25 protein-coding genes are annotated in these 23,887 nt (G+C 74.7%); 12 read left to right on the plus strand and 13 right to left on the minus strand.

Translation table 11 applies throughout. The features are described from left to right. Positions 1 to 248: 248 nt before the first annotated feature. The 3 genes from D7193_RS04040 to D7193_RS04050 all read right to left on the minus strand — a co-directional run bounded on the left by D7193_RS04040 (position 249) and on the right by D7193_RS04050 (position 3,076). Positions 249 to 1,982, minus strand: coding sequence for a DEAD/DEAH box helicase (locus tag D7193_RS04040; protein ID WP_120777987.1), 1,734 nt, complete (start codon positions 1,980 to 1,982; stop codon positions 249 to 251). Positions 1,983 to 2,160: 178 nt separating this feature from the next. Then, positions 2,161 to 2,817 (minus strand): trimeric intracellular cation channel family protein, encoded by a 657-nt coding sequence (locus D7193_RS04045; protein WP_120777988.1) that lies wholly within the window; start codon positions 2,815 to 2,817, stop codon positions 2,161 to 2,163. Between the two features lie 40 nt (positions 2,818 to 2,857). Continuing rightward, a complete protein-coding gene (locus D7193_RS04050; RefSeq protein ID WP_120777989.1) occupies positions 2,858 to 3,076 on the minus strand; it encodes a DUF3039 domain-containing protein in 219 nt (72 codons plus the stop codon). Positions 3,077 to 3,164: 88 nt separating this feature from the next. Here D7193_RS04050 and D7193_RS04055 point away from each other — a divergent pair, with 88 nt between their 5' ends. After that, positions 3,165 to 4,097: a pseudouridine-5'-phosphate glycosidase gene (locus D7193_RS04055; RefSeq protein ID WP_120779245.1), complete on the plus strand. Its 933-nt coding sequence runs from the start codon at positions 3,165 to 3,167 to the stop codon at positions 4,095 to 4,097. Continuing rightward, positions 4,094 to 4,993: a carbohydrate kinase family protein gene (locus D7193_RS04060; protein ID WP_120777990.1), complete on the plus strand. Its 900-nt coding sequence runs from the start codon at positions 4,094 to 4,096 to the stop codon at positions 4,991 to 4,993. Before D7193_RS04055 ends, D7193_RS04060 begins: the two co-directional genes overlap by 4 nt. 13 nt (positions 4,994 to 5,006) lie before the next feature. Here D7193_RS04060 and D7193_RS04065 read toward each other — a convergent pair whose 3' ends face one another. Beyond that, a complete protein-coding gene (locus D7193_RS04065) occupies positions 5,007 to 5,366 on the minus strand; it encodes a DUF3099 domain-containing protein (protein ID WP_174242542.1) in 360 nt (119 codons plus the stop codon). 103 nt (positions 5,367 to 5,469) lie between these two features. On the opposite strand from D7193_RS04065, the gene D7193_RS04070 reads away from it, so the two are divergent. Together D7193_RS04070 and D7193_RS04075 are read left to right on the plus strand one after the other, a co-directional pair. Continuing rightward, positions 5,470 to 5,757: a hypothetical protein gene (locus D7193_RS04070; RefSeq protein WP_240033242.1), complete on the plus strand. Its 288-nt coding sequence runs from the start codon at positions 5,470 to 5,472 to the stop codon at positions 5,755 to 5,757. Positions 5,758 to 5,770: 13 nt separating this feature from the next. Beyond that, positions 5,771 to 6,082: a hypothetical protein gene (locus D7193_RS04075; RefSeq protein WP_120779247.1), complete on the plus strand. Its 312-nt coding sequence runs from the start codon at positions 5,771 to 5,773 to the stop codon at positions 6,080 to 6,082. Positions 6,083 to 6,187: 105 nt separating this feature from the next. On the opposite strand, the gene D7193_RS04080 is transcribed toward D7193_RS04075, so the two are convergent. Beyond that, positions 6,188 to 6,766, minus strand: coding sequence for an HhH-GPD-type base excision DNA repair protein (locus D7193_RS04080; protein ID WP_120777992.1), 579 nt, complete (start codon positions 6,764 to 6,766; stop codon positions 6,188 to 6,190). 209 nt (positions 6,767 to 6,975) lie between these two features. On the opposite strand from D7193_RS04080, the gene D7193_RS04085 reads away from it, so the two are divergent. Both D7193_RS04085 and dtd read left to right on the plus strand, forming a co-directional pair. Beyond that, positions 6,976 to 8,460, plus strand: coding sequence for a DUF7782 domain-containing protein (locus D7193_RS04085; RefSeq protein ID WP_174242543.1), 1,485 nt, complete (start codon positions 6,976 to 6,978; stop codon positions 8,458 to 8,460). Between the two features lie 188 nt (positions 8,461 to 8,648). Then, positions 8,649 to 9,071 (plus strand): D-aminoacyl-tRNA deacylase, encoded by a 423-nt coding sequence (dtd, locus tag D7193_RS04090; RefSeq protein ID WP_120777993.1) that lies wholly within the window; start codon positions 8,649 to 8,651, stop codon positions 9,069 to 9,071. Positions 9,072 to 9,249: 178 nt separating this feature from the next. Here dtd and D7193_RS04095 read toward each other — a convergent pair whose 3' ends face one another. Continuing rightward, positions 9,250 to 10,038, minus strand: a complete 789-nt coding sequence (locus D7193_RS04095; RefSeq protein WP_120777994.1) for a sporulation protein — start codon at positions 10,036 to 10,038, stop codon at positions 9,250 to 9,252. Positions 10,039 to 10,281: 243 nt separating this feature from the next. Here D7193_RS04095 and sigB point away from each other — a divergent pair, with 243 nt between their 5' ends. After that, positions 10,282 to 11,298 carry an RNA polymerase sigma factor SigB gene (sigB, locus tag D7193_RS04100; protein WP_377456406.1) on the plus strand — a complete coding sequence of 339 codons (1,017 nt, stop codon included), beginning with the start codon at positions 10,282 to 10,284 and terminating at the stop codon, positions 11,296 to 11,298. Positions 11,299 to 11,468: 170 nt separating this feature from the next. Further along, positions 11,469 to 11,876, plus strand: coding sequence for a VOC family protein (locus D7193_RS04105; RefSeq protein ID WP_120777995.1), 408 nt, complete (start codon positions 11,469 to 11,471; stop codon positions 11,874 to 11,876). 105 nt (positions 11,877 to 11,981) lie between these two features. Here D7193_RS04105 and D7193_RS04110 read toward each other — a convergent pair whose 3' ends face one another. From D7193_RS04110 to D7193_RS04120, 3 genes are read right to left on the minus strand one after another with little or no spacing between them, the layout of a single operon-like run. Next, positions 11,982 to 14,531, minus strand: a complete 2,550-nt coding sequence (locus D7193_RS04110) for a bifunctional acetate--CoA ligase family protein/GNAT family N-acetyltransferase (RefSeq protein ID WP_120777996.1) — start codon at positions 14,529 to 14,531, stop codon at positions 11,982 to 11,984. Positions 14,532 to 14,555: 24 nt separating this feature from the next. Continuing rightward, positions 14,556 to 15,737 (minus strand): acetoin utilization protein AcuC, encoded by a 1,182-nt coding sequence (locus D7193_RS04115; protein WP_120777997.1) that lies wholly within the window; start codon positions 15,735 to 15,737, stop codon positions 14,556 to 14,558. A 47-nt stretch (positions 15,738 to 15,784) separates the two neighbouring features. Then, the gene (locus D7193_RS04120; protein WP_120777998.1) at positions 15,785 to 16,642 is read right to left on the minus strand and encodes a sulfurtransferase; all 858 of its coding nucleotides are present in this window, start codon (positions 16,640 to 16,642) and stop codon (positions 15,785 to 15,787) included. Between the two features lie 97 nt (positions 16,643 to 16,739). On the opposite strand from D7193_RS04120, the gene D7193_RS04125 reads away from it, so the two are divergent. Continuing rightward, complete coding sequence (locus D7193_RS04125) at positions 16,740 to 17,426, plus strand: iron-dependent transcriptional repressor DtxR (RefSeq protein WP_120777999.1); 687 nt, start codon at positions 16,740 to 16,742, stop codon at positions 17,424 to 17,426. A 112-nt stretch (positions 17,427 to 17,538) separates the two neighbouring features. Here the strand turns inward: D7193_RS04125 and D7193_RS04130 are convergent, their stop codons facing one another. From D7193_RS04130 to D7193_RS04140, 3 genes are all read right to left on the minus strand, one after another. Further along, entirely contained in the window at positions 17,539 to 18,087 is a 549-nt protein-coding gene (locus D7193_RS04130; RefSeq protein ID WP_120778000.1) for a hypothetical protein, read from the minus strand. Positions 18,088 to 18,188: 101 nt separating this feature from the next. After that, positions 18,189 to 18,461, minus strand: a complete 273-nt coding sequence (locus D7193_RS04135; RefSeq protein ID WP_120778001.1) for a C1orf53 family protein — start codon at positions 18,459 to 18,461, stop codon at positions 18,189 to 18,191. A 29-nt stretch (positions 18,462 to 18,490) separates the two neighbouring features. Next, entirely contained in the window at positions 18,491 to 19,480 is a 990-nt protein-coding gene (locus D7193_RS04140; RefSeq protein ID WP_120779250.1) for an asparaginase, read from the minus strand. A 237-nt stretch (positions 19,481 to 19,717) separates the two neighbouring features. On the opposite strand from D7193_RS04140, the gene D7193_RS04145 reads away from it, so the two are divergent. Continuing rightward, entirely contained in the window at positions 19,718 to 20,998 is a 1,281-nt protein-coding gene (locus tag D7193_RS04145; protein ID WP_158674768.1) for an MFS transporter, read from the plus strand. A gap of 51 nt (positions 20,999 to 21,049) precedes the next feature. Then, positions 21,050 to 21,607, plus strand: a complete 558-nt coding sequence (locus D7193_RS04150; protein ID WP_120778003.1) for a dihydrofolate reductase family protein — start codon at positions 21,050 to 21,052, stop codon at positions 21,605 to 21,607. Positions 21,608 to 21,622: 15 nt separating this feature from the next. Here the strand turns inward: D7193_RS04150 and D7193_RS04155 are convergent, their stop codons facing one another. Continuing rightward, positions 21,623 to 22,558 (minus strand): DUF2332 domain-containing protein, encoded by a 936-nt coding sequence (locus D7193_RS04155; protein ID WP_120778004.1) that lies wholly within the window; start codon positions 22,556 to 22,558, stop codon positions 21,623 to 21,625. Positions 22,559 to 22,757: 199 nt separating this feature from the next. Here D7193_RS04155 and D7193_RS04160 point away from each other — a divergent pair, with 199 nt between their 5' ends. Beyond that, complete coding sequence (locus tag D7193_RS04160; RefSeq protein WP_241562812.1) at positions 22,758 to 23,870, plus strand: FAD-dependent monooxygenase; 1,113 nt, start codon at positions 22,758 to 22,760, stop codon at positions 23,868 to 23,870. The last annotated feature ends 17 nt before the right edge of the window (positions 23,871 to 23,887 follow it).

A 23,887-nucleotide genomic window follows, 5' to 3' on the forward strand; every position in this document is an offset into this window, starting at 1 on the left:
CCCGACATAGAGCCGGCCGGAGGCACCCATGGTGCCTCCGGCCGGCCTTTTCGCGTCCACCCCCGTAACGCCCGCACCCCGCGCCCGCGCCCAGCCCGCCCACCCGGCCCCCGCCCCGCCCACCCGCCCAACCCGGTGATCAAGAGGTTTGCGTCACGCGGACCGCGATTCCTGACGCAAACCTCTTGATCACCGGCTCAGGACCGGACGAGGGGGCGCGGGGGGCGCGGGCGGGCGCGGGCGCGGGGTTAGAGGGTCTGGACCGTTGCTATGCGCTCTTCGAGCTGCTCGATCGTGGCCTGGGCGCTCGGCGGGCCGCCGCACAGCCGGCGCAGCTCAGCGTGGATCTTGCCGTGAGGCACGCCCGTACGGTGGTGCCGGGCGGCCACCAGCGCGTTGAGTTGCCGCCGGAGCGCCACCCGGCGCTGGGCCGCACTCATCGGTGCCGGCGGGGCCGCCGGCGCGTCAGCGGCCGGCTCAGCGGCCCGCGCGGCCGCCTTGCGCCGCTGGGCGGCCAGCTGCTCGGCCTGCCGCTTCGACAGCAGCACGGCCACCTGGTCGGCGGTGAGCAGCCCGGGCAGGCCCAGGTACTCCTCCTCCTCCGGCGTGCCGGCCTGGGCCGCCGTACCGAACGACGCGCCGTCGAAGATCACCTGGTCGAGTTCGGCCGTGGCCGAGAGCGCCGCGAACCGCTTCTCCAGCTCGCCGCTGGCCTGGTCGTCGCGCTGGGCGCGTTCGAGCAGGTCGTCGTCGAAGCCGTCGCGCTCCTTCGGCTTGCCCAGCACGTGGTCGCGCTCGGCCTCCATCTCGCTGGCCAGTCCCAGCAGGTGCGGCACGCTGGGCAGGAAGACCGAGGCGGTCTCCCCCTGGCGGCGGGCCCGGACGAACCGGCCGATGGCCTGGGCGAAGTAGAGGGGCGTGCTGGCGCTGGTGGCGTAGACGCCGACCGCCAGGCGCGGGATGTCGACCCCCTCGGAGACCATCCGCACCGCCACCAGCCACCGTTGCTCGGACGCCGCGAACGCCGCGATCCGCGCGGACGCGCCGGCGTCGTCGGAGAGCACCACGGCCGCCTTCTCGCCGGTCACCTGCTCGAGCAGCTTGGCGTACGAGCGGGCGGTCTGCTGGTCGGTCGCGATCACCAGGCCACCGGCGTCGGGCATGCCGGCGTTACGCAGCACGGTGAGCCGGGCGTCGGCGGCGCGCAGCACCTGGGGCATCCAGTCGCCGGCCGGGTCCAGGGCGGTCCGCCAGGCCTGGGCGATCAGATCCTGGGTCATCGGTTCACCCAGCCGCGCCGCCAGCTCCTCGCCCGCGTTGGTGCGCCACCGGGTCTCCCCCGAGTACGCGAGGAACAGCACCGGCCGGACGACCCCGTCGCGCAGCGCGTCGGAGTAGCCGTAGACGGAGTCGGCACGGGACCGCATGAGCCCGTCCCCGCCGCGCTCGTACGTGACGAACGGGATGGGGTTGTCGTCGGAACGGAACGGGGTGCCCGTGAGCATCAGCCGGCGTACGGCGGGCTCGAACGCGGCCTTCACGCCGTCACCCCAGGACCGGGAGTCGCCCGCGTGGTGGATCTCGTCGAGGATGACCAGCGTCCGCCGGGTCATGGTGCGCCGCCGGTGCACCTGCGGCGCCATGCCGACCTGGGCGTACGTGACCACGGCGCCGTGGAAGTCGGCCGAGGAGTGCAGATCGGCGTTGCGGAAGGCGGCGTCGAGCTGGATGCCCACCCGCGCGGCGGACTCCGCCCACTGCTTCTTCAGGTGCTCGGTCGGGGCGACCACGGTGACCGCCTCCACCGTGCCGTCGGCGAGCAGCTCGGCGGCGATCCGCAGGGCGAACGTGGTCTTGCCGGCGCCGGGCGTGGCGACCGCCATGAAGTCCTCGGAACGCCGGCGCAGGTACTCGACCAACGCCTTGCGTTGCCAGGCGCGTAGTGCCGGAAACGTCTCGATCGCCGGCGTCCGGGCTGCCACGCGAAGGCTCCTCTCCGACCGCACGAAGGCGGACCCGGCGTGAGGGCCACCGGTCCGCACCGCCCATGAAAACGCCTCCGCGCCGAAGATGCCGCGAAGGCCGGTTCAGCATAACCAGGGGGCCGCTCCCGGCCCAGGCGACGCCACGCGGGTCACACCGGCCGCTGCGGCACCGCCGTCACCAGCGGGGGCCCGGCCCGGGGTCGCGGGTGCGCGGTGGCCGCATGGGCGCCACCGGCACGGTCCACCGTCGCCGCAGCGCCACCAACCGCAGTCCGAAGACCAGCAGCGCGGCTGCCGTCAGCGGCAGGGCGCCGCCCTGCCCGAGGCCGTGCAGCACCGCCACGAGGACGGCACCGGCGAGCGCGGCCACCGCGTAGATCTCCCGGCGCAGCACCACCGGGATCTCCCCGGTGAGCAGGTCCCGGCCGAGCCCGCCGCCGATGCCGCTGAGCATGCCGATCAGGCACGCCCCGACCGCGGGGACCCCGGCGTCGAGCGCCTTCAGCGTGCCGGTGACGGTGAACAGCGCGAGCCCGGCCGCGTCGAGCACCAGCACGGTGGTCCGCAGCCGGGCCAGTTGGGGGTGCAGCCAGAACACCGCGGCGGCGGTGACCGCTGCCGCGGTGGCGTACCGCCAGTCGGCGAAGGCGAGCGGAGGGACCTCGTCGATGACCAGGTCGCGGAAAATGCCACCGCCGAGGGCGGCCACGAAGCCGACGAAGACGACACCGAACAGGTCGAGCCGCTTGGCCACCGCCGCGGAGGCGCCGGACGCGGCGAAGACCGCGACGCCGACGAGGTCGGCGAGGAGCAGGGCGGTGGAGGTGGTCACCGCCGAAGGCTACGCGGGCGGTCGGAGAGGCCGCCCCGGATCACTCGCCCCAGGAGTCGTAGATCTCCTTGCACTTCGGGCAGACCGGCGAACCCGGCTTGGCCGCCTTGGTGACCGGGAACGTCTCGCCGCAGAGCGCGACGACGAACGTACCCATCACGGCACTCTCGGCAATCTTGTCCTTGCGGACGTAGTGGAACATCTCGGGACCGGTATCCGCGTCCTTCAGCTCCGGACGCTCGAGAACCTGTGTGCTCACGTCTGCACCTCCAACCGACAAGTTTGGCAGCTCACCGCGGCCCGGTCCACTTCACCCCGTTCCGGCGCAAGGTCGTACGGTGATCGGTGTGACCAACTTTCACATCCGATTCGGTACCGAGGTGGCCGACGCCCTGCGCGACGGTCGTCCCGTCGTCGCCCTGGAGAGCACCATCGTCTCCCACGGTCTTCCGCGCCCCGACAACCTGCGCGTGGCCCGGGAGATCGAGGCGACCGTCCGGGACGCCGGCGCCGTACCGGCCACCATCGGGATGGTCGGGGGCGAGCTGGTGGTCGGCCTCGACGACGCGCAGCTGACCCGGCTCGCGACCGTCGACGGTGTGGCGAAGCTCTCCGTACGCGATCTCGCGGTGGCCGCCGCGACCGGGGCGGACGGCGCCACGACCGTGGCCGCGACCAGCGCGGTGGCCGCGGCGGCGGGGATCGGGGTGTTCGCCACCGGCGGCCTGGGCGGGGTGCACCGGGAGGCGTCGCAGACGTTCGACGAGTCGGCCGACCTCACCACCCTCGCGCGCACCCCGATCGCGGTGGTCTGCGCCGGGGTCAAGTCGATCCTCGACGTGGGCGCGACGCTGGAGCGGTTGGAGACCCTCGGGGTCGGCGTGGTCGGCTACCGCACCCGGCGGTTCCCCGGCTTCTACCTCACGGACGGCGGCTTCGACCTGGACTGGTCGGTGGACGCGCCGGAGACCGTCGCCGACGTGCTCGCCGCCCGGGCGCAGCACGGCGTGCACACCGGCGCCCTGGTCGTCGCCAACCCGCTCCCGGTCGACGAGCAGCTGGACCCGGCGCTGCACGACCGCACCCTCACCGAGGGTCTGGCCCTGCTGGAGCGCGACGGCGTGACCGGCAAGGCGGTGACCCCGTACCTGCTCGCCCACTTCCACTCGGCCACCGAGGGCGCGAGCCTGGCGGTGAACGTCCGGATCATCCTGCGCAACGCCGACCTGGCCGCGCGGATCGCCGTGGCCTCCGCCGCCCGCGCCGCGGCGCGGGCATGACGCCGACGCCCCGCATCGTCGTCGTCGGCGACGTCATCACCGACGTGGTGGCGGTGCTGTCCGGCCCGCTCATGACGGGCTCGGACACCGCGGCCGAGATCCGGTTCAGCGGCGGCGGGCAGGCGGCCAACACGGCGGCGTGGATCGCCGCGCAGGGCACGCCCGTGACGCTCGTGGCCGCGGTCGGTGACGACACGGCGGGCCGGGAGCGGGTGGCGGAACTGGAGGCGACGGGCGTCACCTGCGCGATCGACCGGGTCGAGGGCGCCGCGACGGGCACCGTCGTCGTCCTGGCCGACGACGGCGAGCGGACGATGGTGAGCCAGCGCGGGGCCAACCTGCGGCTGACCGCCGCGCACGTGGACCGGGCCCTCGCCGCGGCGTCCGACGCCGCGCATCTGCACCTGTCCGCGTACACCCTGCTGGACGCCGCGTCGCGCGACGCCGGGCTGCGGGCGCTGGCCGCCGCCCGCGAGCGCGGGCTCACCACCAGCGTCGACGCGGCCTCCGCGGCGCCGCTGCGGCGGGCCGGCGCGGCGGTCTTCCTGGCCTGGGTACGCGACGTCGACCTGCTACTGGTCAACGCGGACGAGGCGACGGTGCTGGCCGGAGGGCTCGACCCGGCGGCGCAGGCGCGAGCGCTGTCGGCGGCGGCCCGTCGGGTGGTGGTCAAGCGCGGCGCGGCCGGCGCGGTCTGGGCGGACCGGGCCGCGACGCTGTGCGCGGCCCCGGCCCGGCGGGTGGCGGTGGTGGACGTCACCGGCGCCGGTGACGCGTTCGCCGCGGGGCTGCTGACGGCCTGGTTGGCCGGCGCCGAGCCGCAGGCGGCGCTCGCCCGCGCGGGTGACCTCGGCGCCGTCGCCGTCTCCACCCTCGGCGCCCGCCCCCGCGCCTGAGCGCCGGGGCCGCTCAGGTCTCGACGTCGATCACCTTGTGGGGGCGCTCTTCGGCGGTGAGGCTCATCGGCGGGGTCTCGTCGCGGTGCCGGTGGTGGAACTTGTTGGCGAGCCGGTGCTCCTCCTTGGGCGGCCGGTCGTTGGCGAGCAACACCGCCAGCCACGGGATGAGGACCATGCCGACAGCGCAGAGCGGCAGCCAGAGCCAGAGCAGGGGTGCGTGCACGCTGGCCAGGATCGCGCCCACCACGAGGCAGGCGACCCGGATGCTCATCATCAGCACGTAGCGTTTCTGACGGCTGGTGAGCTGGTCGTTCTGGCTGCGGGCGGCGTCGGTGATCAGGATCGGTTGGTACGCCTGACGCTTCACCACGGACCTCCTCGGGGGGTTACGCCCCATCCTGTCACTCACCGACCGTGATCAGCGAAGTTCCGCGTGGCGCGCGTTCGTGTTACGTGCGTGGTACGCTCGCCACGTGGGCAGCAGGTTCAGCTTCACCGACGAGGCGCTGGCCAACCTGAAGGTCTACGACGTCACGCCGGGGGAAGTCTGGGAGGCGCTGCACAGCGCACGGCGGGTGATCCGCCACCTGGGCGACGACGTGATGGTCGTCTACGCCGCCGCCCGGCGGGGCCGCCGGCTGGCCGTGCTGCTCGCCGAGGCCGACGGCACCGACAACGACTGGGACATCCTCTCCGCCCGCGAACTGAGCGACGTCGAGTCCAAGCGCTACGACGAGGCCGTGCGGAGAGATCGCCGATGAGGAGGCGGTGACGATGCACCGTGACGACGCGACCAAGCAGTTCCACAGCGGCGACGACCGGCTCGCGGAGCTGATCGACGACAGCCAGCCGGTGGACCTGCCCACCCCCGACACCGACGTGCCGATGGTGAGCCGGTCGGTGCGGTTGCCGCTGGAGACGTACGAGCGGGTGCGGTCCGCCGCCGAGGCGCGGGGCATCGGGGTCACCACCCTGATGCGCCAGTGGATCGAGGCTGGTCTGGCCGACCTCGACGACTCGGCCACCGTCTCGCTCGCCGACGTCCGCCGCGCGCTGGCCTCGCTGGCCCACCCGACCGCCGCCTGAGCGACCGTCACACAGCGGCGTCACCCGGGCGGTGCCGGTCCCCCGGTGGGCGGCACACGCCCGGCTCGGCTCGTTCCTGCGCCGCAAACGTGGCAGCGGCCCGGGTCAGCCGCCCGTCTTCGCCTTCGCCGCGGCCTTCATCTGCTGCTTGTACTCGCGCACCCGGCGCAGCGACTCGGCGTCGGTGACGTCGGCCACCGACCGGTACGCGCCCGGGTCGCCGTACCCGCCGGCCGCCTCCCGCCAGCCGTCCGGCCGGACGTCGAAGCGCTTGCCGAGCAGCGCCACGAAGATCTGCGCCTTCTGCTTGCCGAAGCCGGGCAGCTCGGCGACGCGGCGCAGCAGCTCCGCCCCGTCCGGGGCGTCCGACCACAGGCGCGACGCGTCGCCGTCGTACCGGTCGACCAGCACCCGGCACACCTCCTGCACCCGGGCCGCCATCGCCTTCGGGAAGCGGTGCAGCGCGGGCGGCCGGGCGAAGAAGGCCAGCAGCGCGTCCGGGTCGTACTCGGCCAGTTCCCGGGCGTCCAGGTCGTGGCCCATCCGCTGGGCCAGCACGTACGGCGAGGAGAACGCCTTCTCCATCGGCACCTGCTGGTCGAGCACCATGCCGATCAGCCGCGCGAGCGGGTCGCGTTCCAGCAGCAGGTTGGCCTCGGGGTCGATGGGCAGCACGAGCGTCATGTGCCCATCCTGCCCCGTGGCCGCGCCGCGAGTACACCGACGCCCCGACGCGGCGTGCCGCGGGCCGACGCCGCTGCTCGGCGCTCGGCGCAGATCCGCCGCCCGCCGCCTCCGGCTGCTCGGCGGATCCGTCGCCCTGTCGCCGCCGCTCCCGGGCGGATCTGGCGGGTGCCGCGGAGGCGGGACGCCGCGGGAGGCAGGATGACGACGTGGACGAACACGACATGCTGCTCTCCCCCGCCGGCGTCGAGGCGCTGCGGACCGCGCTGACCCGGGCCCGGTTCACCTCCAACGGCATCGCCGACCGGCTCGGCCCGCAGGCGACCGGCGGCGTGGCCGTCAACGACTACCGGGCCGCGCTGCGTGCCACCGAGGACCGCGACCCGCTCGGCACCCTGATCCGGGTGTTCATCTGCGACCAGACCGAGTCGGAGGCGGTCGTGGCCGCCGCGCTCGCGCCGCTTTCCATGGCGGAGGCGCTGGCCGGCGGGCTGGTCGAGCGGCACGGTGACGGGCTGCGCGCCGGCGTGGACCTGGAGCCGTACGGCGACGAGTGGTGGGTGCTCGCCGACGTGCCGGGCATCGCCCGGCCAGGACGGCCGCTGCACGCCGAGCATGTGCTCGGCATCGGCGGGGCGACCCAGACGCTGATCGGCGCCACCGTCCGGCGTCCCGTCGACACCGCGCTGGACCTGGGCACCGGCTCGGGCGTCCAGGCCCTGCACCTGTCCACGCACGCCCGCACGGTCACCGCCACCGACGTGTCCGCTCGCGCGCTGCGCTTCGCGGCGACCACGGCCGCGCTCAACGGCCAGGACTGGGAGCTGCTGCGCGGCGACATGGTGGCGCCGGTGGCCGGCCGCCGCTTCGACCTCGTGGTGAGCAACCCGCCGTTCGTCGTCGGGCCGGGCACCACCACGCACGTCTACCGGGACTCGGGCCGGGTCGGCGACGCGATGGGCTCCGAGCTGGCCGCCGCCGCGCCCGGCCTGCTCACCGAGGGCGGCACCATGCAGTACCTGGCGAACTGGGTGCACGTGGCCGGCGAGGAGTGGGACGAGCGGGTGGCCGGCTGGTTCGCCGGCACCGGCCTGGACGCGTGGGTCATCCAGCGCGAGGTGGCCGACCCGATGGCGTACGTGAACCTGTGGCTGACCGACGTCGGTGAGGCGGCCGACCCGCAGCGGATGGCCGCCTGGCTGGACTGGTTCGACGCGCACAAGGTGGAGGCCATCGGCTTCGGCATCGTCTCGCTGCGCCGGGGTGGGCACGCCGACCCGGTGGTGCGCGTGGAGGACCTGCGGCAGCGGGTGGAGCCGCCGATGGGCGACCGGATCGCCGCCTGGTTCGACCGCCAGGACTTTCTCCGCGTACGCGACACCGAGGGGCTGCTCGCCGAGCGCTACCGGACCGCCGAGGGCCTCCAGCTGCGCCAGGAGGCCACCATGGGCGACGAGGGCTGGGCGGTCGACCGGCAGGTGCTGGCCATGCCGCGCGGACTGCGCTGGACCGAGGAGGTCGACCCGCTGGTGCTGGCGCTGGTCGGCGGCTGCGACGGGCGACTGCCGCTGCGCGACCAGCTCGCCCTGCTGGCGGTGGCGCACGACGTGGCGGTCGAGGAACTGGCCGAGGCGGCCGGCCCGATCGTGGCTCACCTGGTGGAGCGCGGCATCATCGAGCCGGCGGTCAGCTGACGGAGTCGGCGGCCGGCCGCCGGGGGCGGCTGACGGGGCCGGCGGTCGGCCTCGGGCCGGCTAACGGGGCCGGCTGACGGGATCGGGGGTCGGCGGGGGCCGGCGGTCGGCCTCGGGGTCGGCTGACGGGGCGGCGGGTGCCGGCCCGCGGCGGTCCGGGGCAGCGGCGAGGAACGGGAGGTGCGCGGATGCGCGCGGTGGTGCAGACGGTCGGCCGGGCCAGCGTGACGGTCGACGGTGCGGTGGTCGGCGCGATCGACGACGGCCTGCTCGTGCTGCTCGGGGTGACCCACGACGACACGGCCGAGACCGCCCGCACGATGGCCCGCAAGGTGCACGAGCTGCGCATCCTCGACGAGGAGCGGTCAGCGGCCGACACCGGCGCGCCGATCCTGGTGGTGAGCCAGTTCACGCTCTACGGCGACGCCCGCAAGGGCCGCCGCCCCAGCTGGACGGCGGCAGCCCCGGCCGAGGTCGCGGAGCCGCTCGTGACGGCCGTGGTCGAGGCGCTGCGGGAGCGCGGCGCGAAGGTCGAGACCGGCCGCTTCCGCGCCCACATGCTGGTCGAGAGCGTCAACGTGGGCCCCCGCACCATCCTCCTGGACCTGTAACCACCCCCAACCCGCCCGCCCCGCCGCCCCCACCCGCGCCGGCCCCCCGCCCGCCCACTCGAGCGGTTGATCATGAAGTTATTGCCCGCCTGATCGGCGTGTCGCGGCAATAACTTCATGATCAACGCGGGGAGGGACGGGGATGGGCGGGAGGGCGGGCGGCGGGCGCGGGGTCGGGTCAGGAGAACAGGCCTCGGCGTTGGAGGGACTGGCGCAGCCAGCCGTCCAGCTGGGCGGCCCAGTCGACGCGGTCGACCGTCGCGTGGTCGACCGTGAACCGGCCGAACGCGTCCCGGCCCTCGGTGAACAGCCCGCCGCGCTTGTCCAGCTCCAGCACCACCTGCATCTGCTGGGCGTCGGCGATGAACGTGACCTCCAGCTGGTTGATCGACCGGGCGTACTGCGGCGCCGGGTAGAACTCGATCTCCTGGTAGAACGGCAGCGTCTGCCGTACGCCGTAGATGTGGCCGCGCTCCACGTCGGCCCGGGTGAACCGGAAGCCCAGCCGCAGCAACGCGTCGAGCAATCGCTCCTGCGCCGGCAACGGGTGCACGGCCACGGCGTCCAGGTCGCTCTTGTCGACCGCCCGGGCCACCTCCAGCTCCGTACGCAGCCCCATGGTCATCCCGTGCAGGTGCTGCCCGTACAGCTCGGTGACCGGGGTCTCCCAGGGGACGTCGAAGCGGAACGGGATGTCGTGGCGCTGCCCGGGCTCCAGGCGGAACGGACCGGTCACACGCTGGCGGTGGAACTCCTGGTTGGTGTTGTACTCGTTGTCGCCACTCTCCACCTCGACCCGGGTCACCAGCCCGAGCGCCACGTACTCGACGTCGACCTGGTGGTCGCCGCCGGCCACCTGGACACGGCCCTCCAGCTGGCCGCCGGGGCGGCAGTTCGGGTTGGCCAGGACGGTTTCCACCGACGGGCCGCCCACACCCATCGCCTGCATGAGCCGCTTGAAGACCACAACACCCTCCGTCGCCTGACCTGGGCCGGCCATCCCGGCCGGTCGCTGGCACGGTAACCGGGGCCGGCAAGCCTCCCCGGCCGACACACCCGGTGACGGCGCCGCACCGCTCCGCACCATCCGACCCGATTCCTGTCGGGTCCCCGATCGCCTCACTCCCGTTTCACGCCCCTGCCGCCAAGCTGTTTGTCACCGGCAGCACTCGGCCGGGAACGCACCACACGGACACGGGGAGAGACGAAGATGGCCCTGCAGATGACGGAGCACGGCATGCGCCCGGCCGCGGGCACGGACACCGACCCGGGCGTCGAGGTCCTCACCGACCTGGACGCCACCGACGAGCGTGGTGTCTCCACGGACCTCGTCCGGGCGTACCTCAACGGGATCGGCCGGACGAAGCTGCTCACCGCGGCGCAGGAGGTCGACCTCTCCAAGCGGATCGAGGCGGGCCTCTTCGCCGAGGAGAAGCTGGCCACCTGCACCCCCGTCTCGCCGGAACTGCGCGCCGACCTGGAGCTGATCGTGGCCGAGGGCCGGGCGGCCAAGGACCACCTGCTCGAGGCGAACCTGCGGCTCGTGGTGAGCATCGCCAAGCGCTACACCGGACGCGGCATGGCCTTCCTCGACCTGATCCAGGAGGGCAACCTCGGCCTCATCCGCGCCGTCGAGAAGTTCGACTACACCAAGGGCTACAAGTTCTCCACCTACGCCACCTGGTGGATCCGCCAGGCCATCACCCGCGCCATGGCCGACCAGGCCCGCACCATTCGCATCCCGGTGCACATGGTCGAGCAGGTCAACCGGATGGTCCGGGCCCGCCGCGACCTGTCGGTGACGCTGGGCCGCGAACCCACCGTGGGGGAGGTCGCCCGGGCGCTGGGCATCCCCGAGTTCCAGGTGATCGAGCTGATCTCGTACGACCGGGAGCCGGTGAGCCTGGACCAGGCGGTCGGCGAGGACGGCGAGAGCGCGCTCGGCGACTTCGTCGCCGCGGTCGACCCGCGGGACGAACCGGGCGACGCCACGGCGCAGGGCGAGCTGCGCAACGAGGTGCGGATCGTGCTGGCCACCCTCTCGCAGCGGGAGCAGGCGGTGATCCGGCTCCGGTTCGGCCTGGACGACGGCCGGCAGCGCACGCTGGACGAGGTCGGCCGGGAGTTCGGCCTCTCGCGGGAGCGGATCCGGCAGATCGAGAAGGTGACGCTGCTGAAGCTGCGCGCTCCCGAGCGGGCGCAGCGGCTGGAGGCGTACGCCTGCTGAGCAGGGCGTGTAGCGCGGAAGGTCCCGGTGGTTCACCGGGGCCTTCCGCGTGATCCAGCGGGTACGGCTTCCCACGAACGCGCGCGACGCGAGCCGGCGGTGTTTGACCCAGCCGTCACGGTGCGCTACCAAGACGTGACAGAAATTTCCTGCGGCGTGAGGGACGCGGCGTGAACTGGACGTTGGAAGTCGTGGTGGTGCCCGTGTCCGACCTGGACCGAGCGAAGGCGTTCTACGCCGACCGGCTCGGTTTCACCGTCGACCACGACACCGCCATCGGCGGTCTCGGGCGGGTCGTGCAGCTGACCCCACCGGGCTCCGGCTGCTCGATCGTGCTCGGCACCGGCGTCGTGCCGGAGATGCCGCCCGGGTCGGTCAAGGGACTGCAACTGGTGGTCCCCGACCTGAAGCGGGCGCGCGCCGAACTGGTCGCCCGGGGTGTGGCGGTCACCGAGATCCAGGTGATGGGCGGCACACCCAGTCCGGACCCGCACCCGCTGGACAACGTCGGGTTCGTCTTCCTCTCCGACCCGGACGGCAACACCTGGGCGATCCAGCAGATCTCCAACCGCGCCTGACCGGGTGCCGGGTCGCCCGCGGCCGGCCCCCGCCGCCGGCGCGCACGACCGGGGCACGCCCGGACGACCGGTGCGGGCCCGCACGGGTCGCCGCCGCAGCCTGCGTCAGAGGCGGCGCGGCCCGGTGTCCGGACGGTCGGCGGCGGCACCGAGGCGGACCGTGGCGTGCAGCACCGAGAGGCCGTCCGGGCGGGCGAGCACCGGGTTCATCGTGAGCGCCCGGACCCGGGGCTGCTCGTCGGCGAGCCGCCCCACCCGCAGCAGCAGGTCCACGAGAGCGGCCCGGTCCACCGGCGCGGCACCCCGGTGCCCACGCAGCAGCGGTGCCGCCCGCGGCTCGTCGACCAGCTCGGCGGCGTCCCGGTCGGTCAGCGGCACCGCCCGCCAGGCCCGGTCGCCGAGCAGCTCGGTGGCCACACCGCCCAGACCGAACCCGACCACCGGACCGAACGCCGGATCCTCCACCAGCTCGACGACGCAGGCCACTCCGGGCGCGACCATCGGCTGGACCAGGACGTCCGCGCCGAACACCGCCGACATCTCGGCGTACGCGCGGCGGACCGCCTCCCCGTCGGGCAGGTCGAGCCGGACGGCGCCCAGGTCGAGCCGGTGCCGCAGCCCGGGAGCCGCCGCCTTCACGGCCACCGGGAACCCGAGCCGCGACGCGGCGTCGACCGCCTCGTCCGCCGAGCCCGCCGGCACCGAGTCGACCAGGTCGATCCCGTACGCGGCGAGCAGCCCCGCGACGTCCGGCCCGTCGTGGCGCAGCGCGGCCTGCCCCGCGACCCGGTCGACGCCGGGCAGCTCGGGCAGTGCGCCGGGCGGGCGGCGCAGCCAGTCGGCGTACCGGTGCACACGGGCCAGCGCCCGGACCGCCTCCTCCACACCCCCGTACGCCGGCATTCCGGCCGGCGTCCGTCCGGTCAGGACGGTGGCCACGGCCGGCTTGCCGGTGTCGAGAGCGGCGGGCAGCGCGGCGGTGAGGTCGGCGTCGGCCGGCTGGCCGGGCAGCGGCGGGGCGACCATCACGGCGAGCGCGTCGACCCGGTCGTCCGCGGCCGCCCCGGCGAGCGCGGCGGCGAACTCGGCCGCGGTGGCGTTCGGCCCGAGGTCGTGGGGGTACCCGTCGGCCAGCGTGAGTCCCTGCGCGACGCAGGCCGTGGCGGCCAGCCCGGTGAGCGCCGACGAGTTGCCCACCACGGCGACCCGCGGGCCGGCCGGCAGCGGCTGGTTGGCCAGCAGCACCCCGACGTCGAGCAGTTCGGCCACCGTGTCCACCCGGACGACGCCGGACTGGGCGAACAGGGCGGCGACCGCGACCTCGTCCGGGCCGGCGGAGTCGCCCACGCCGGCCGGGCGGGCCGGCGACGCCAGCGCCACCACGGGCTTGGTCCGCCCGATCCGCCGGACCAGCCGGGCGAACTTGCGCGGGTTCCCGAAGGTCTCCAGGTACAGCATGATGACGTCGGTGCCGGGGTCGTCCTGCCAGTACTGGAGCAGGTCGTTGCCGGACACGTCGGCCCGGTTCCCGGCGGAGACGAAGCTGGACAGGCCCAGCCCCCGCCGGTCCGCCTCGGCCAGCAGCGCCACCCCGAACGCGCCGGACTGGCTGAAGATGCCCACCCGGCCGGGCGGCGGCAGCGCGGGCGCGAGCGTGGCGTTCAGGCGTACGGCCGGGTCGGTGTTCGCGACGCCCAGGCAGTTCGGGCCGATGACGCGCATACCGGCGGTGTGCGCCGCTCGCACCAGGGCCCGCTGCGCGGCCGCGCCCGCCGACCCGGCCTCGGCGAAACCGGCCGAGATCACCGCGAGGCCGTGCACGCCGGCGGCCGCCGCGTCGGCGACCACGGCCGGCGCCGCGTCGGGCGGGACCGCGACCACCGCGAGGTCGATCGGCACGCCCGCGTCGGCCGCGCGTGGGTACGCCGGCAGGCCCGCCACCGACGGGGCGCTCGGGTACACCGGCACGACGGCGCCCGTGAACCCACCGTCCCGCAGGTGCCCGAGCACCGCCGCGCCCACCCCCTGCCCGGTGGCGCTGGCGCCGTAGACGGCCACACCCCTCGGCGCGAGCAGCCGGGCGATCGACCGGGCCTCGGTGCGGTGCTCCCGGCCGCGCTGCACGGCCAGGGTCGCGTCGGTCGGCGCGATGGGGAAGGTCAGGTGTACGACGCCGTCGGCGAACTGCCGCTGGACCTGGTAGCCGAAGTCGGAGAAGACCCGCAGCATCGCCCCGTTGGCCGGGAGCACCTCGGCCACGAAGTGCACGATGCCGACCCGGCGGGCCGCGTCGGCCAGGTGCTCCAGCAGCACCGACCCGATGCCCCGGCCCTGGAAGGCGTCCTCCACCACGAAGGCCACCTCGGCCTCCGGCGCTTCCGGCCCGAGCCGCTCGTAGCGGCCCACGGCGACGATCTGCCCGCCCGCGAGCACCACGAACGCCTCCCGGTCCCGGTGGTCGACCGTGACGAAGCGGCGCAGGTCCCGTTCCGGGATCCGCGGGTACGGCGAGAAGTAGCGCAGGTAGCGGGTGCGCTCGGAGAACCGGGCGTGCATCGCCACGATGCCGGGCGCGTCCTCCGGCCGGATCTGTCGCAACTGGACGGTGGTGCCGTCGCTGAGCAGCACGTCCACCGGTTGGTCCACGGTCGTCACCGGCCGGTCCTCCCTCCGGCCGGCTCAGTCGCGCGGGTCGTGCGGGTCGAGCCCGAGCAGCGGGAAGACCGTCTTGCGGGTGGCCGCGATGGCCCGGTCCACCGCCGTCGGCTCGCCGCTCGGCTGCCACGGCTCGTACGCCGGGTCGATGTCGTCGGTCATCCGCAGCGGCACCTGCCGGCCGGGGCAGCGCGCGGCGGCCAGCTCCCGCCAGGCCGGTGGGGTGAGCGTCGCCGGGTCGAGCGGCGCGCCGGCGGCGACCGCCAGCAGGTGCGTCCACGCCCGGGGCACCGCCTCGACCAGCGCGTACCCGCCACCGCCGGTGGCCACCCAGCGCCCCTCGCACAGCTCGTCGGCGAGCGCCCGCAGCGTCAGGTAGGTGGCGCGCTGCCCGTCCACCGACAGGTTCAGGTCGGCCAGAGGGTCGAGCCGGTGCCCGTCGGCGCCACACTGCGTGACCAGCAGCTGCGGCCGGAACGCGCGCAGCACCGACGGGACGACCGCGTGGAAGGCGCGCTGCCAGCCGGCGTCGTCGACACCCGGCGGCAGTGGCAGGTTGACCGCTGTTCCCTGCGCGCCCGGGCCGCCGGTCTCGTCGGGGAACCCGGTGCCCGGGAAGAGGGCGAGCGGGGTCTCGTGCAGGCTGATCGTCAGCACCCGCGGGTCGTCCCAGAAGACCTGCTGCACGCCGTCGCCGTGGTGCACGTCCACGTCCACGTACGCGATCCGCTCGGCGCCCAGGTCGAGCAGACGGGCGATCGCCACGGCGGGGTCGTTGTAGACGCAGAAGCCGCTGGCGCGGGCGGGCATCGCGTGGTGCAGCCCGCCGGCCACGCTGACCGCCCGGCGGGCCTCGCCCCGCCAGACCGCCTCGGCCGCGGCCACGCTCGCCCCGGTAATGAGCGCGCTGGCCTCGTGCATCCCGTCGAAGACCGGATTGTCCGAGGTGCCCAGACCGAAGCCCGCGAACAGCGGATCGGTCGGCGCGGCTCGCACCGCCGCCAGGTACCGGGGGTCGTGCACCCGGGTCAGCAACGCGTCGTCGGCGGGCTCCGGCTTGACCAGGCGTACGCCCGGACGGTCCAGGACGCCCAGCTCGCGGGCGAGCGCGACGGTCAGCTCCACCCGCACCGGGTCGAGGGGATGGTCACCCATGTCGTAGGCGAGCAGGGACTCGTCCCACACCACCACCGTGTCGTCGGACATGCGCCCATCGTCGCACGTGGACCGGCGCGCGGCAGCGCACGCGCTGGTCAGTGGCCAGGTGTCGTACCGGTGGCGATCGGGCGGGCCGGGTCGGCCACCCAGTTGCTCCACGACCCGACGTAGAGCGCGGCGTCCGGACGGCCCGCGAGGTGCAGGGCCAGCACCGCCTGTGCGGCGGTCACCCCGGAACCGCAGTACGCCCCGACCGGCGCGCCCTCGGTCACCCCGGCCGCCGCGAACCGCTCCCGCAGCGCCTCCGCGGCGGGAAATCGGCCGTCGCCGACGTACTCGGTGGCGGGAAGGTTGACGGCGCCCGGCACGTGCCCGGCCACCGGGTCGATCGGCTCCGTCTCCCCCCGGTAACGGGGGGCGGCCCGCACGTCGAGCAGCACCCCGTCCCCGGCGGCGGCCAGCCGCGCGGCCTCCCCCGCGTCGAGCACGGGCAGCGCGCCGGGACGGACGGTCACGTCGCCCGGCGCCGGCCGCGGCGCCTCGGCCGTGGTGGGCAGGCCGGCCGCCAGCCAGGCCGGATACCCGCCGTGCAGCAGGCGTACGGGCCGGTGCCCCGCCCAGCGCAGCGTCCACCAGGCGCGGGCGGCGGCCATGCCGTCGCCGCCGTCGTACACCACGACGGGGTGACCGGCCCGCACGCCGGCGACCCGCAGCGCGGCCTCGAGGGCGGCGGGGTCCGGTAACGGGTGCCGGCCGGCCGCGCCGGGCGGACCGCAGAGCGCCGTGTCCAGGTCGACGAAGACCGCGCCGGGCAGGTGAGCCGCCTCATAGTCGTCGCGGCCGGGCGGGCCGGTGAGCCGCCAGCGCACGTCGAGCAGGGTGGGCGGGGCGGCGGAGTCGAGCTCGGCGGCGAGCCGGTCGGGCTCGACAAGGAGTTCCTCGGTACCGGACATGGCGTCCAGTCAACACCATGCCGGGAGGGGCCTCGCGTTTCGGCTTCGGTCGTTACACGTTGGGCGCGGTAGCATCGATCACCGGAGGGCCGCTGACGTGAAGCACGATCTCGTTGACACGACCGAAATGTATCTGCGCACCATCCTCGAACTCGAGGAGGAGGGGGTGCCGCCGCTGCGTGCCCGGATCGCCGAACGCCTGAAGCAGAGCGGTCCCACGGTGAGCCAGACGGTCGCCCGGATGGAGCGCGACGGGCTGCTCACGGTCGAGGGCGACCGGCACCTGGTGCTCACCCCGCAGGGCCGCGCCACCGCCGTCTCCGTGATGCGTAAGCACCGGCTCGCCGAGCTGCTGCTGGTGAACGTCATCGGCATGCCCTACGAGGAGGCCCACGACGAGGCCTGCCGCTGGGAGCACGTCATGAGCGACGCGGTCGAGAAGCGGGTCTACGACCTGCTCAACCGGCCGACCCGCTCCCCGTACGGCAACCCGATCCCGGGGCTGGAGGAGCTGGGCTCGCCGGGCCTGGAGGACGCGGCGGTGGCCGACGGCGAGCGCAACCTCGCGTTCCCGGGCCTGTCCGGCAAGGTGGTGGTCCGGCGCATCTGCGAGAGCGTGCAGACCAACGCGGACGTGCTGCGCCAGCTGCACGCGGCCGGCGTCGACCCGGGCGCCACGGTGACGGTGGCGCAGGAGCGCGACGGCGTCTCGATCGACCGCTCGGGCGACCGGGTCCGGCTGCCCCGCGAGGTGGCCTCCCGCGTCTTCGTCGCCGCAGGCTGATCCGCCCCTCTTCCCCGCGATCTTGCAGTTTCGGCCCTCGATCTGGGCCGATCCGTCCGGAGTGCCGGGGCAGAAAGTGCAAGATCGCGGGGCGGGTCGTCCCGCGCGGGCCCTACAGGGCGCGGGTGTTGATCTTTTTTCCCAGCGCCGGTAGTTCGGTCGCGATCTTGTCGACGGCCCCCTTCGCGGTGCCGCGCGCGGTGGTCCAGCGCAGCGTGGCCAGCCGCCCGTCCGTCGAGAGCCAGCCCACCTCGGCGACCGGACCGTGGCCGGACGCCGCGCCGGTGGTCCGCCGGTAGGCCTGCTGGCCGAGCCCCGAGACCTTGGCCGCGGAGTCGGGCACCACGTCGGCCGCGAAGGTGGCCTTGTCCATCGACGTCTCGGTGACCGTCAGGGCCAACTCCGGGAGCGTGGCGCCGCCGGCCCGCACCACGCAGGTGTGGGTGTCGTCCCGCTCGCTGGCCGCCGCCACGTCGAACCGGACCTTCACGTGCTGTTCGATGACCCGGAAGTCGAGCAGCCGGCAGGCGCCGCCCGAGGAGGCGGCGGCCACGTCGACGGCGATCGGCGCCGGTGGCGGCAGCGTCACCGGCTCGCGCTCCGCGCCGCAGCCGGGAACCGCCAGCACCGCCAGCCCGGCGACCACGATCCGCCCGCGCACGCCCCACCCCTCCCATCGTCGATGGCGGGGCGCCGCCCGCCCGAGGTCCGTCGCACACCGTACGGAATGTCCGGCCCGCGCGGAAGACCTCATCCGCCGCTTCATTCCGACGCCTCGTCGGCGCCATCCGAGGGACCGCCGACGTACGGGCAGTGGCGGCAGCCGCGACCGCAGCAGGTTCCCCGGCGCGCCAGGAAGCCGGCCGTGAGGACGAAGAGCCCGGTGTCCGGGTCGAGGTAGCCAGCCTCCCCCGCGGCCAGCGCGTCGGCGTGGGCGGCGAGGATGCGCACCCGGTCGGGGTGGTCGAGCGGCAGCCGGGACGGGTGCGGCTCGGTCAGCGGGCGGGCCGCCAGCGGTCGTCGCTCCCCGGTCACCGACGCAGTCTAGGTACGGCGGGCCGCGGTCAGCGAAAGCGGGCCACCGCGTCGGCGAGCGCCGTGCCGTCCAGGCCCGCGGCGAGCAGCATCCGCAGCAGCACCCGCCCCTTGTGCGGGTCGAGCAGGCCGCCGTTGAGCAGGCCGCGCCGTTGCAGGTCGGTCTCCGAGCCGACCGCCCCGTACGTCTGGCGCAGCACCGAGCCGGCGCCGGAGCGGGAGGTGAGCAGCACCGGCATCCGGCCGGCCAGGTCGCCCAGCAGCGGGGCGAGGCCGGCCGGGACGTGCCCCACGCCGAAGCCCGCGACCACGAGGCCGTGGTGGGTGTCGGCGACCCCGCCGAGGAGCAGGCCGTCGTCGTCCAGGGTCACCGGATAGAGGGCGACCCGCGTCCCGTCGAGCCGATCCCGCTCCACGCGCGGCAGCGGGTCGCGCCGCTCCGGCCGGGTGAGCACCCGCACCTCGCCCTCGATCACGTGCCCGACGGGACCGGCGTTCGGCGAGGCGAAGGTCGCCGTGCTGGTGCTGTGCGTCTTGCGTACCCAGCGGGCCGCGTGCACCTCGTCGTTCATCACGACGAGCGTGCCCAGGTCGCGCGACGCGGCGGCCGCGGCGACCCGGACGGCGGCGAGCAGGTTCGCGGGGCCGTCCGGCCCGGCCAGCGTCGGGTTGCGCATGGCCCCCGTGAACACCAGCGGCGCGGCGTGCGGCCAGACCAGGTCGGCGAGGTACGCCGTCTCCTCCAGCGTGTCGGTGCCCTGGGTGACCACGACACCGGTCGCCCCACCGGCCACCGCCGCCGAGGCGACGTCCACGACGTCGAGCACCTGCCGGTACGTGAGGCTGGCGCTGGGCACCGCCTGGACGTCCCGGACCTCCAGGGACGTGCCGAGGTCGGCGAGGCCCGGAACGGCCGCCGTCAGGTCGGCGCCGGTGAGCCGGGTGACCACGCCGGGCCGTCCCGCGTCCACACCGCCCATGGCGATGGTGCCGCCCAGGGTGACGAGCACGATGGACACACCGACCTCCGTCCCACCGCCCGACGGGCCGGGCGGCCCCCGGACGGTACCGGTACCGCGATCCGCCACCGAGCCCCGGGCGGCGGGCGCTGGCTCCTCGACCAGTCCCGGGCGGCGGGCGCCGGCCCGTGGGTCGCATCCCGGCCCGCAAATTGCCGCGACCGGCGGACGATGCCGCCGATAGGGTCCCCGGGGCCGCCACCCGGCGACCGCCGATCCGCACAGACAGGCACGCACGTGAGCCAGCACGTCGCCGACATCACCGCGCCCGCGTCCGCCCGGCCGCCGTCGCTGCTCCGCAGCCGCAACTTCCTGCTGGTGTGGGGCGGTCAGACCGTCAGTGAGCTGGGCACCCGCATCGCCGGCGTCGCCGTCCCGCTGCTCGCCGCGGACACCCTGCACGCGAGCGTCTTCCAGGTCTCCCTGCTCACCGTCCTGGCCTGGCTGCCGTACCTGGTCGTCTCGCTGCCGGCGGGGATCATCGCGGACCGGGTGAACCAGCGGCGCCTGATGATCCTCTGCGACCTCGGCCGGGCCGCGCTGATGCTGTCGCTGCCGGTGGTCGCGCTGGTCGGGCAGCTCACGCTCGGCTTCCTGTACGCGGTGGTCGGGCTCTCCGGCGTCCTCACCGTGCTGTTCACGGTGGCGTACAAGAGCATGTTGCCGGCCCTGATCCCGGCGGCGCAGCTGGTGGACGGCAACGCCAAGCTCACCATGAGCCAGGACGCGGCCGAGCTGGTCGGCCCGAGCATCGGTGGCGTGCTCGTCGGGCTGGTCGGCGCCGCACGCACGTTCCTCAGCAACGGGCTGGCGTTCCTCGTGAGCGCGCTCACGCTGCTGCTGGTCCGGGATGCTCCCCGACCGCCGGTGCGGCGGGAGCGGGTGCCGCTGCGCGTCGAGATGACCGACGGGCTGCGGTTCGTCCGCCGCGAGCCGATCCTGTGGAAGGTCCTCCTCTGCACGACCGCCTCGAACTTCTGGGTGATGGCGACCAGCTCGATCGAGGTGACGTTCATGCTGCGCGAGCTGCACGCCTCGTCGGTGCAGGTCGGCCTGGTCTTCTCGGTCAGCGCGATCGGCGGCCTGGTGGTGGGCGCGCTGGCGGGCCGGCTGTCGGCGTGGCTCGGCACGGCCCGGGTGATCTGGGTGGCGATGGCCGTCCCCGGGCCGCTCTACCTGCTCATGCCCCTGGCCTGGTCGGGCTGGGGCGTGCTGCTGTACGGCGTGGGGCTCGCCGCGTTCTCCGCCAACGCGGTGCTGTTCAACGTGGCGTCGACGACGTACCGGCAGCGGGTGACCCCTCCGGCGATCCTCGGCCGGGTCAACGCCGCGTACCTGTGGGTCTGCTTCGGCGTGATCCCGCTCGGCGCACTGCTCGGCGGGGCGCTCGGCACGGCGCTGGGCCTGCGTGCGGCGCTCTGGATCTGCGTGCTCGGGACGTGGAGCGCATGCCTGTTCGTGGTGTTCTCGCCGCTGCGCACCATGCGCGACACGCCGGAACCGGTGGTTTCGTCGTAGGGATCGGGCAGGCTCGACCCGGACTTACCGACGGGCGTCGAAGGGATCGGGATGAGAAAGATCGTCGTGCACATGAGCGTGTCGCTGGACGGCTACTTCGAGGGCCCCGGCGGCGACCTGAGCTGGCACCGGGTCGACGACGAGCTGCACCGGCACTTCAACGACGAGCTGCGCACGATGGGCGGCTACCTCAACGGGCGGGTCGCCTACGAGCTGATGGCCGCGTTCTGGCCGACCGCCGACCAGGACCCGGCCGCCAGTGCGCCCATGAAGGAGTACGCCGGTATCTGGCGCGACATGCCGAAGATCGTCTACTCGCGGACCCTGGAGAAGGCCGACTGGAACGCCACGATCGTCCGGGAGGTGGACCCGGCCGAGGTCCGCCGGCTCAAGGCCGAGCCCGGCGGCGACCTCGTCCTCGGCGGCGCCGACCTGATGGCCGCGTTCCTGCGGCACGACCTGGTCGACGAGTGGCGCACGTACGTGCACCCGGTGGTGCTCGGCCGGGGCCGCCCGCTCTTCCCCGAGCGGGACGAGCGCATCGACCTGCGCCTGGTCGAGACGCGGGTCTTCGGCAACGGCGTGGTCCTGCTCCGCCACCAGCGCTGAGCAGGCGTCCCGGCGTCAGCCGAACCAGACCATCGCCTGACCGTGGCCGCGGGTCCAGGCCAGGGGCGTCCCGTCCAGGGCGAGCACGTTGTGCATGGCCCCGTTCGGCGGCTCCGGCAGCCCGTCGTGGCGCAGCACGTCCGGGTCCTCGTTGGCGATCCAGTGGCCGGGGAGGGTCCGCACGAGGTCGACGAAGGCGTCCCGCCGTGGCGGCGGCACCTGGTAGAGCACCGCGGTGTGGAACACCACGAGCGTCGCGCCGGCCGGCGCCTGCGCGGCCAGCGCCGGCAGGTCGTCCACCAGGTCACCGCGTACCAGCAGCGGCGGCTCGGCCGCGGCGACGGCCGCCGCGGCCCGCAGGCGCTCGCGGCGGTGGGTGTGCTCGGGCCAGATGAGAGCCTCCAGCCACGCGACGTCGGCGCCGTCGGTCACGTCGAGCGGGTTGAGGTCCAGCCCGGCCCGCCAGACCACGTCGGGCAGCCGGGTGGGTGGGGTGAGGCCCTCGGCCGCGCAGTCGAGGACCGGGCCGCCGTCGCCGAGCCGGTGGTCGCCGTACCGGTAGGCGTACCGGTCGGGATAGAGGCACAGACCGGCGGACGCGCCGACCTCCAGCAGCGCGAGCGGCTGCGGCAGCCGGGCCAGCGCGGGCAGCAGGACGGCGCACCGGCCGGCCTCGTTCGTCTGCGTGGCCCGCACGCGCATCTGCGCCTCGATGGCCGGCCAGTTCGCCACCGCGAAGTCGTGGAACGCCGCCGGGTCCTCGACCGGGCCGCCGAGCAGCCGTACGACACCGAACAGCAGGTTCGGCTGCCGCTTGGCGGGCGGCAGCGCGCCGATGAGGGCGAGCAGGTCGTCGTCGCCGGCGACGGCGAGCGCGAGCCGCTCGTACGCGGGTGACACCCCGCGCAGCTCGCGGGCGGCGAAGTCGGCGTAGGTGGCGGCGATCGTCATGCCCCCGATGGTCGTCGATCCGCCTTCCCGGCGGCGTGACGCAGGGCACGACGTGACGGACGCGACGTTCGTGCCGCGTCTCACGGGACGTCACCCGGACGCCGTGAGCCGCCCCCGCCGGCTCGTAGAGTGCGGCGTCGGCCGGAACGGGGCGCGGTGGCGCGCCGACCGGCGGGCAGACTTCGGGGAGGAACTTATCGTGCGGGGCGCAGGCATCCGGGTACTGATCGTCGGTGGCGGCGTCGCCGGCCTGGCGGCGTGGCACGCCCTGCGGGACTGGGGCGCGACGGTCGACCTCGTCGAACGGACGAGCGGAGCCGCCGATTCCGGCGCGGGCATCTACCTCACCGGCAACGCGACCCGGGCGCTGGGCGTGCTGGGGCTGTGGGAGCCGGTCGCCGACGTCGCCGTGCCGATCGGGCGGCAACGCAGCGCCAACCAGCGTGCCCGTCGCCTGTTCGACATCGACGTGACCGCGCTGTGGGACGGCGTCGGGCCGTGCGTCTCGCTCCCGCGGGCTGCGCTGCACCGGGCGATGCTCGCTGGCGTCGGGGACGCTCCGATCCGGTGGGGCCGCCAGCCGGTCGCCGTCGTGCGGGAGGGCGAGCGGGTCGCCGTCGAGTTCGACGACGGCGCCGCCGAGCGGTACGACCTGGTGATCGGCGCGGACGGGGTGAACTCGGCGGTGCGGCGGCTCGCCTTCGACGGCACGGGCACCCGGTCCCTCGGCCAGTACGCGTACCGCTGGCTCGCGCCCCGCGTCGACGACGACCCGGTCTGGTCCGTGCTGCTGGGGCGCGGCATCCAGTTCCTCACGATCCCGGTCAGCTCGGACCAGACGTACTGCTACTACAACGACGGCGCGGTGGCCGACCGGCCGGGTTGGCGCGGGGACCTGCGGGCCACGTTCCCCGCGCCCGTCGCCGCGATGGTCGACGCCCTCGACGCCGACGGCAGCACGCTGCACGCCGGCCCCAACCAGGAGGTCGTCCTCGACTCCTGGTCGCGCGGGCCGGTCCTGCTGGTGGGCGACGCCGCGCATGCCACCTCACCGAACATGGCTCAGGGCGCCGCCATGGCCCTGGAGGACGCCATCGTGCTGGCCGACGCGCTCACCACGGCCGGGACCGTCGCCGAGGCGCTGCGCGCGTACGAGGCGCGCCGCCGCCCGCGTACCGACTGGGTGCTGGGCCAGACGCACCGCCGGGACCGGGCCGCGGGCCTCGCGCCGGTGCTGCGCGACGCGGTGATGCGTCACCTCGGCGAGAAGATGTTCCGCGCGAACTACGGTCCGCTGTTCGCGCAGCCCTGACCGGCCTGTCCCGGGGC

The organism is Micromonospora costi, assembly GCF_003626655.1.
GTDB lineage: Bacteria > Actinomycetota > Actinomycetes > Mycobacteriales > Micromonosporaceae > Micromonospora > Micromonospora costi.

What these genes read in the sequence shown, in the direction of transcription:
- D7193_RS04060 (WP_120777990.1), top strand. Translation starts at nt 4,094, where the DNA reads ATGACGCCGACGCCCCGCATCGTCGTCGTCGGCGACGTCATCACCGAC.
- D7193_RS04075 (WP_120779247.1), top strand. Translation starts at nt 5,771, where the DNA reads ATGCACCGTGACGACGCGACCAAGCAGTTCCACAGCGGCGACGACCGG.
- D7193_RS04080 (WP_120777992.1), bottom strand. Translation starts at nt 6,766, where the DNA reads ATGACGCTCGTGCTGCCCATCGACCCCGAGGCCAACCTGCTGCTGGAA.
- dtd (WP_120777993.1), top strand. Translation starts at nt 8,649, where the DNA reads ATGCGCGCGGTGGTGCAGACGGTCGGCCGGGCCAGCGTGACGGTCGAC.
- sigB (WP_377456406.1), top strand. Translation starts at nt 10,282, where the DNA reads ATGGCCCTGCAGATGACGGAGCACGGCATGCGCCCGGCCGCGGGCACG.
- D7193_RS04115 (WP_120777997.1), bottom strand. Translation starts at nt 15,737, where the DNA reads ATGTCCGACGACACGGTGGTGGTGTGGGACGAGTCCCTGCTCGCCTAC.
- D7193_RS04120 (WP_120777998.1), bottom strand. Translation starts at nt 16,642, where the DNA reads ATGTCCGGTACCGAGGAACTCCTTGTCGAGCCCGACCGGCTCGCCGCC.
- D7193_RS04150 (WP_120778003.1), top strand. Translation starts at nt 21,050, where the DNA reads ATGAGAAAGATCGTCGTGCACATGAGCGTGTCGCTGGACGGCTACTTC.
- D7193_RS04155 (WP_120778004.1), bottom strand. Translation starts at nt 22,558, where the DNA reads ATGACGATCGCCGCCACCTACGCCGACTTCGCCGCCCGCGAGCTGCGC.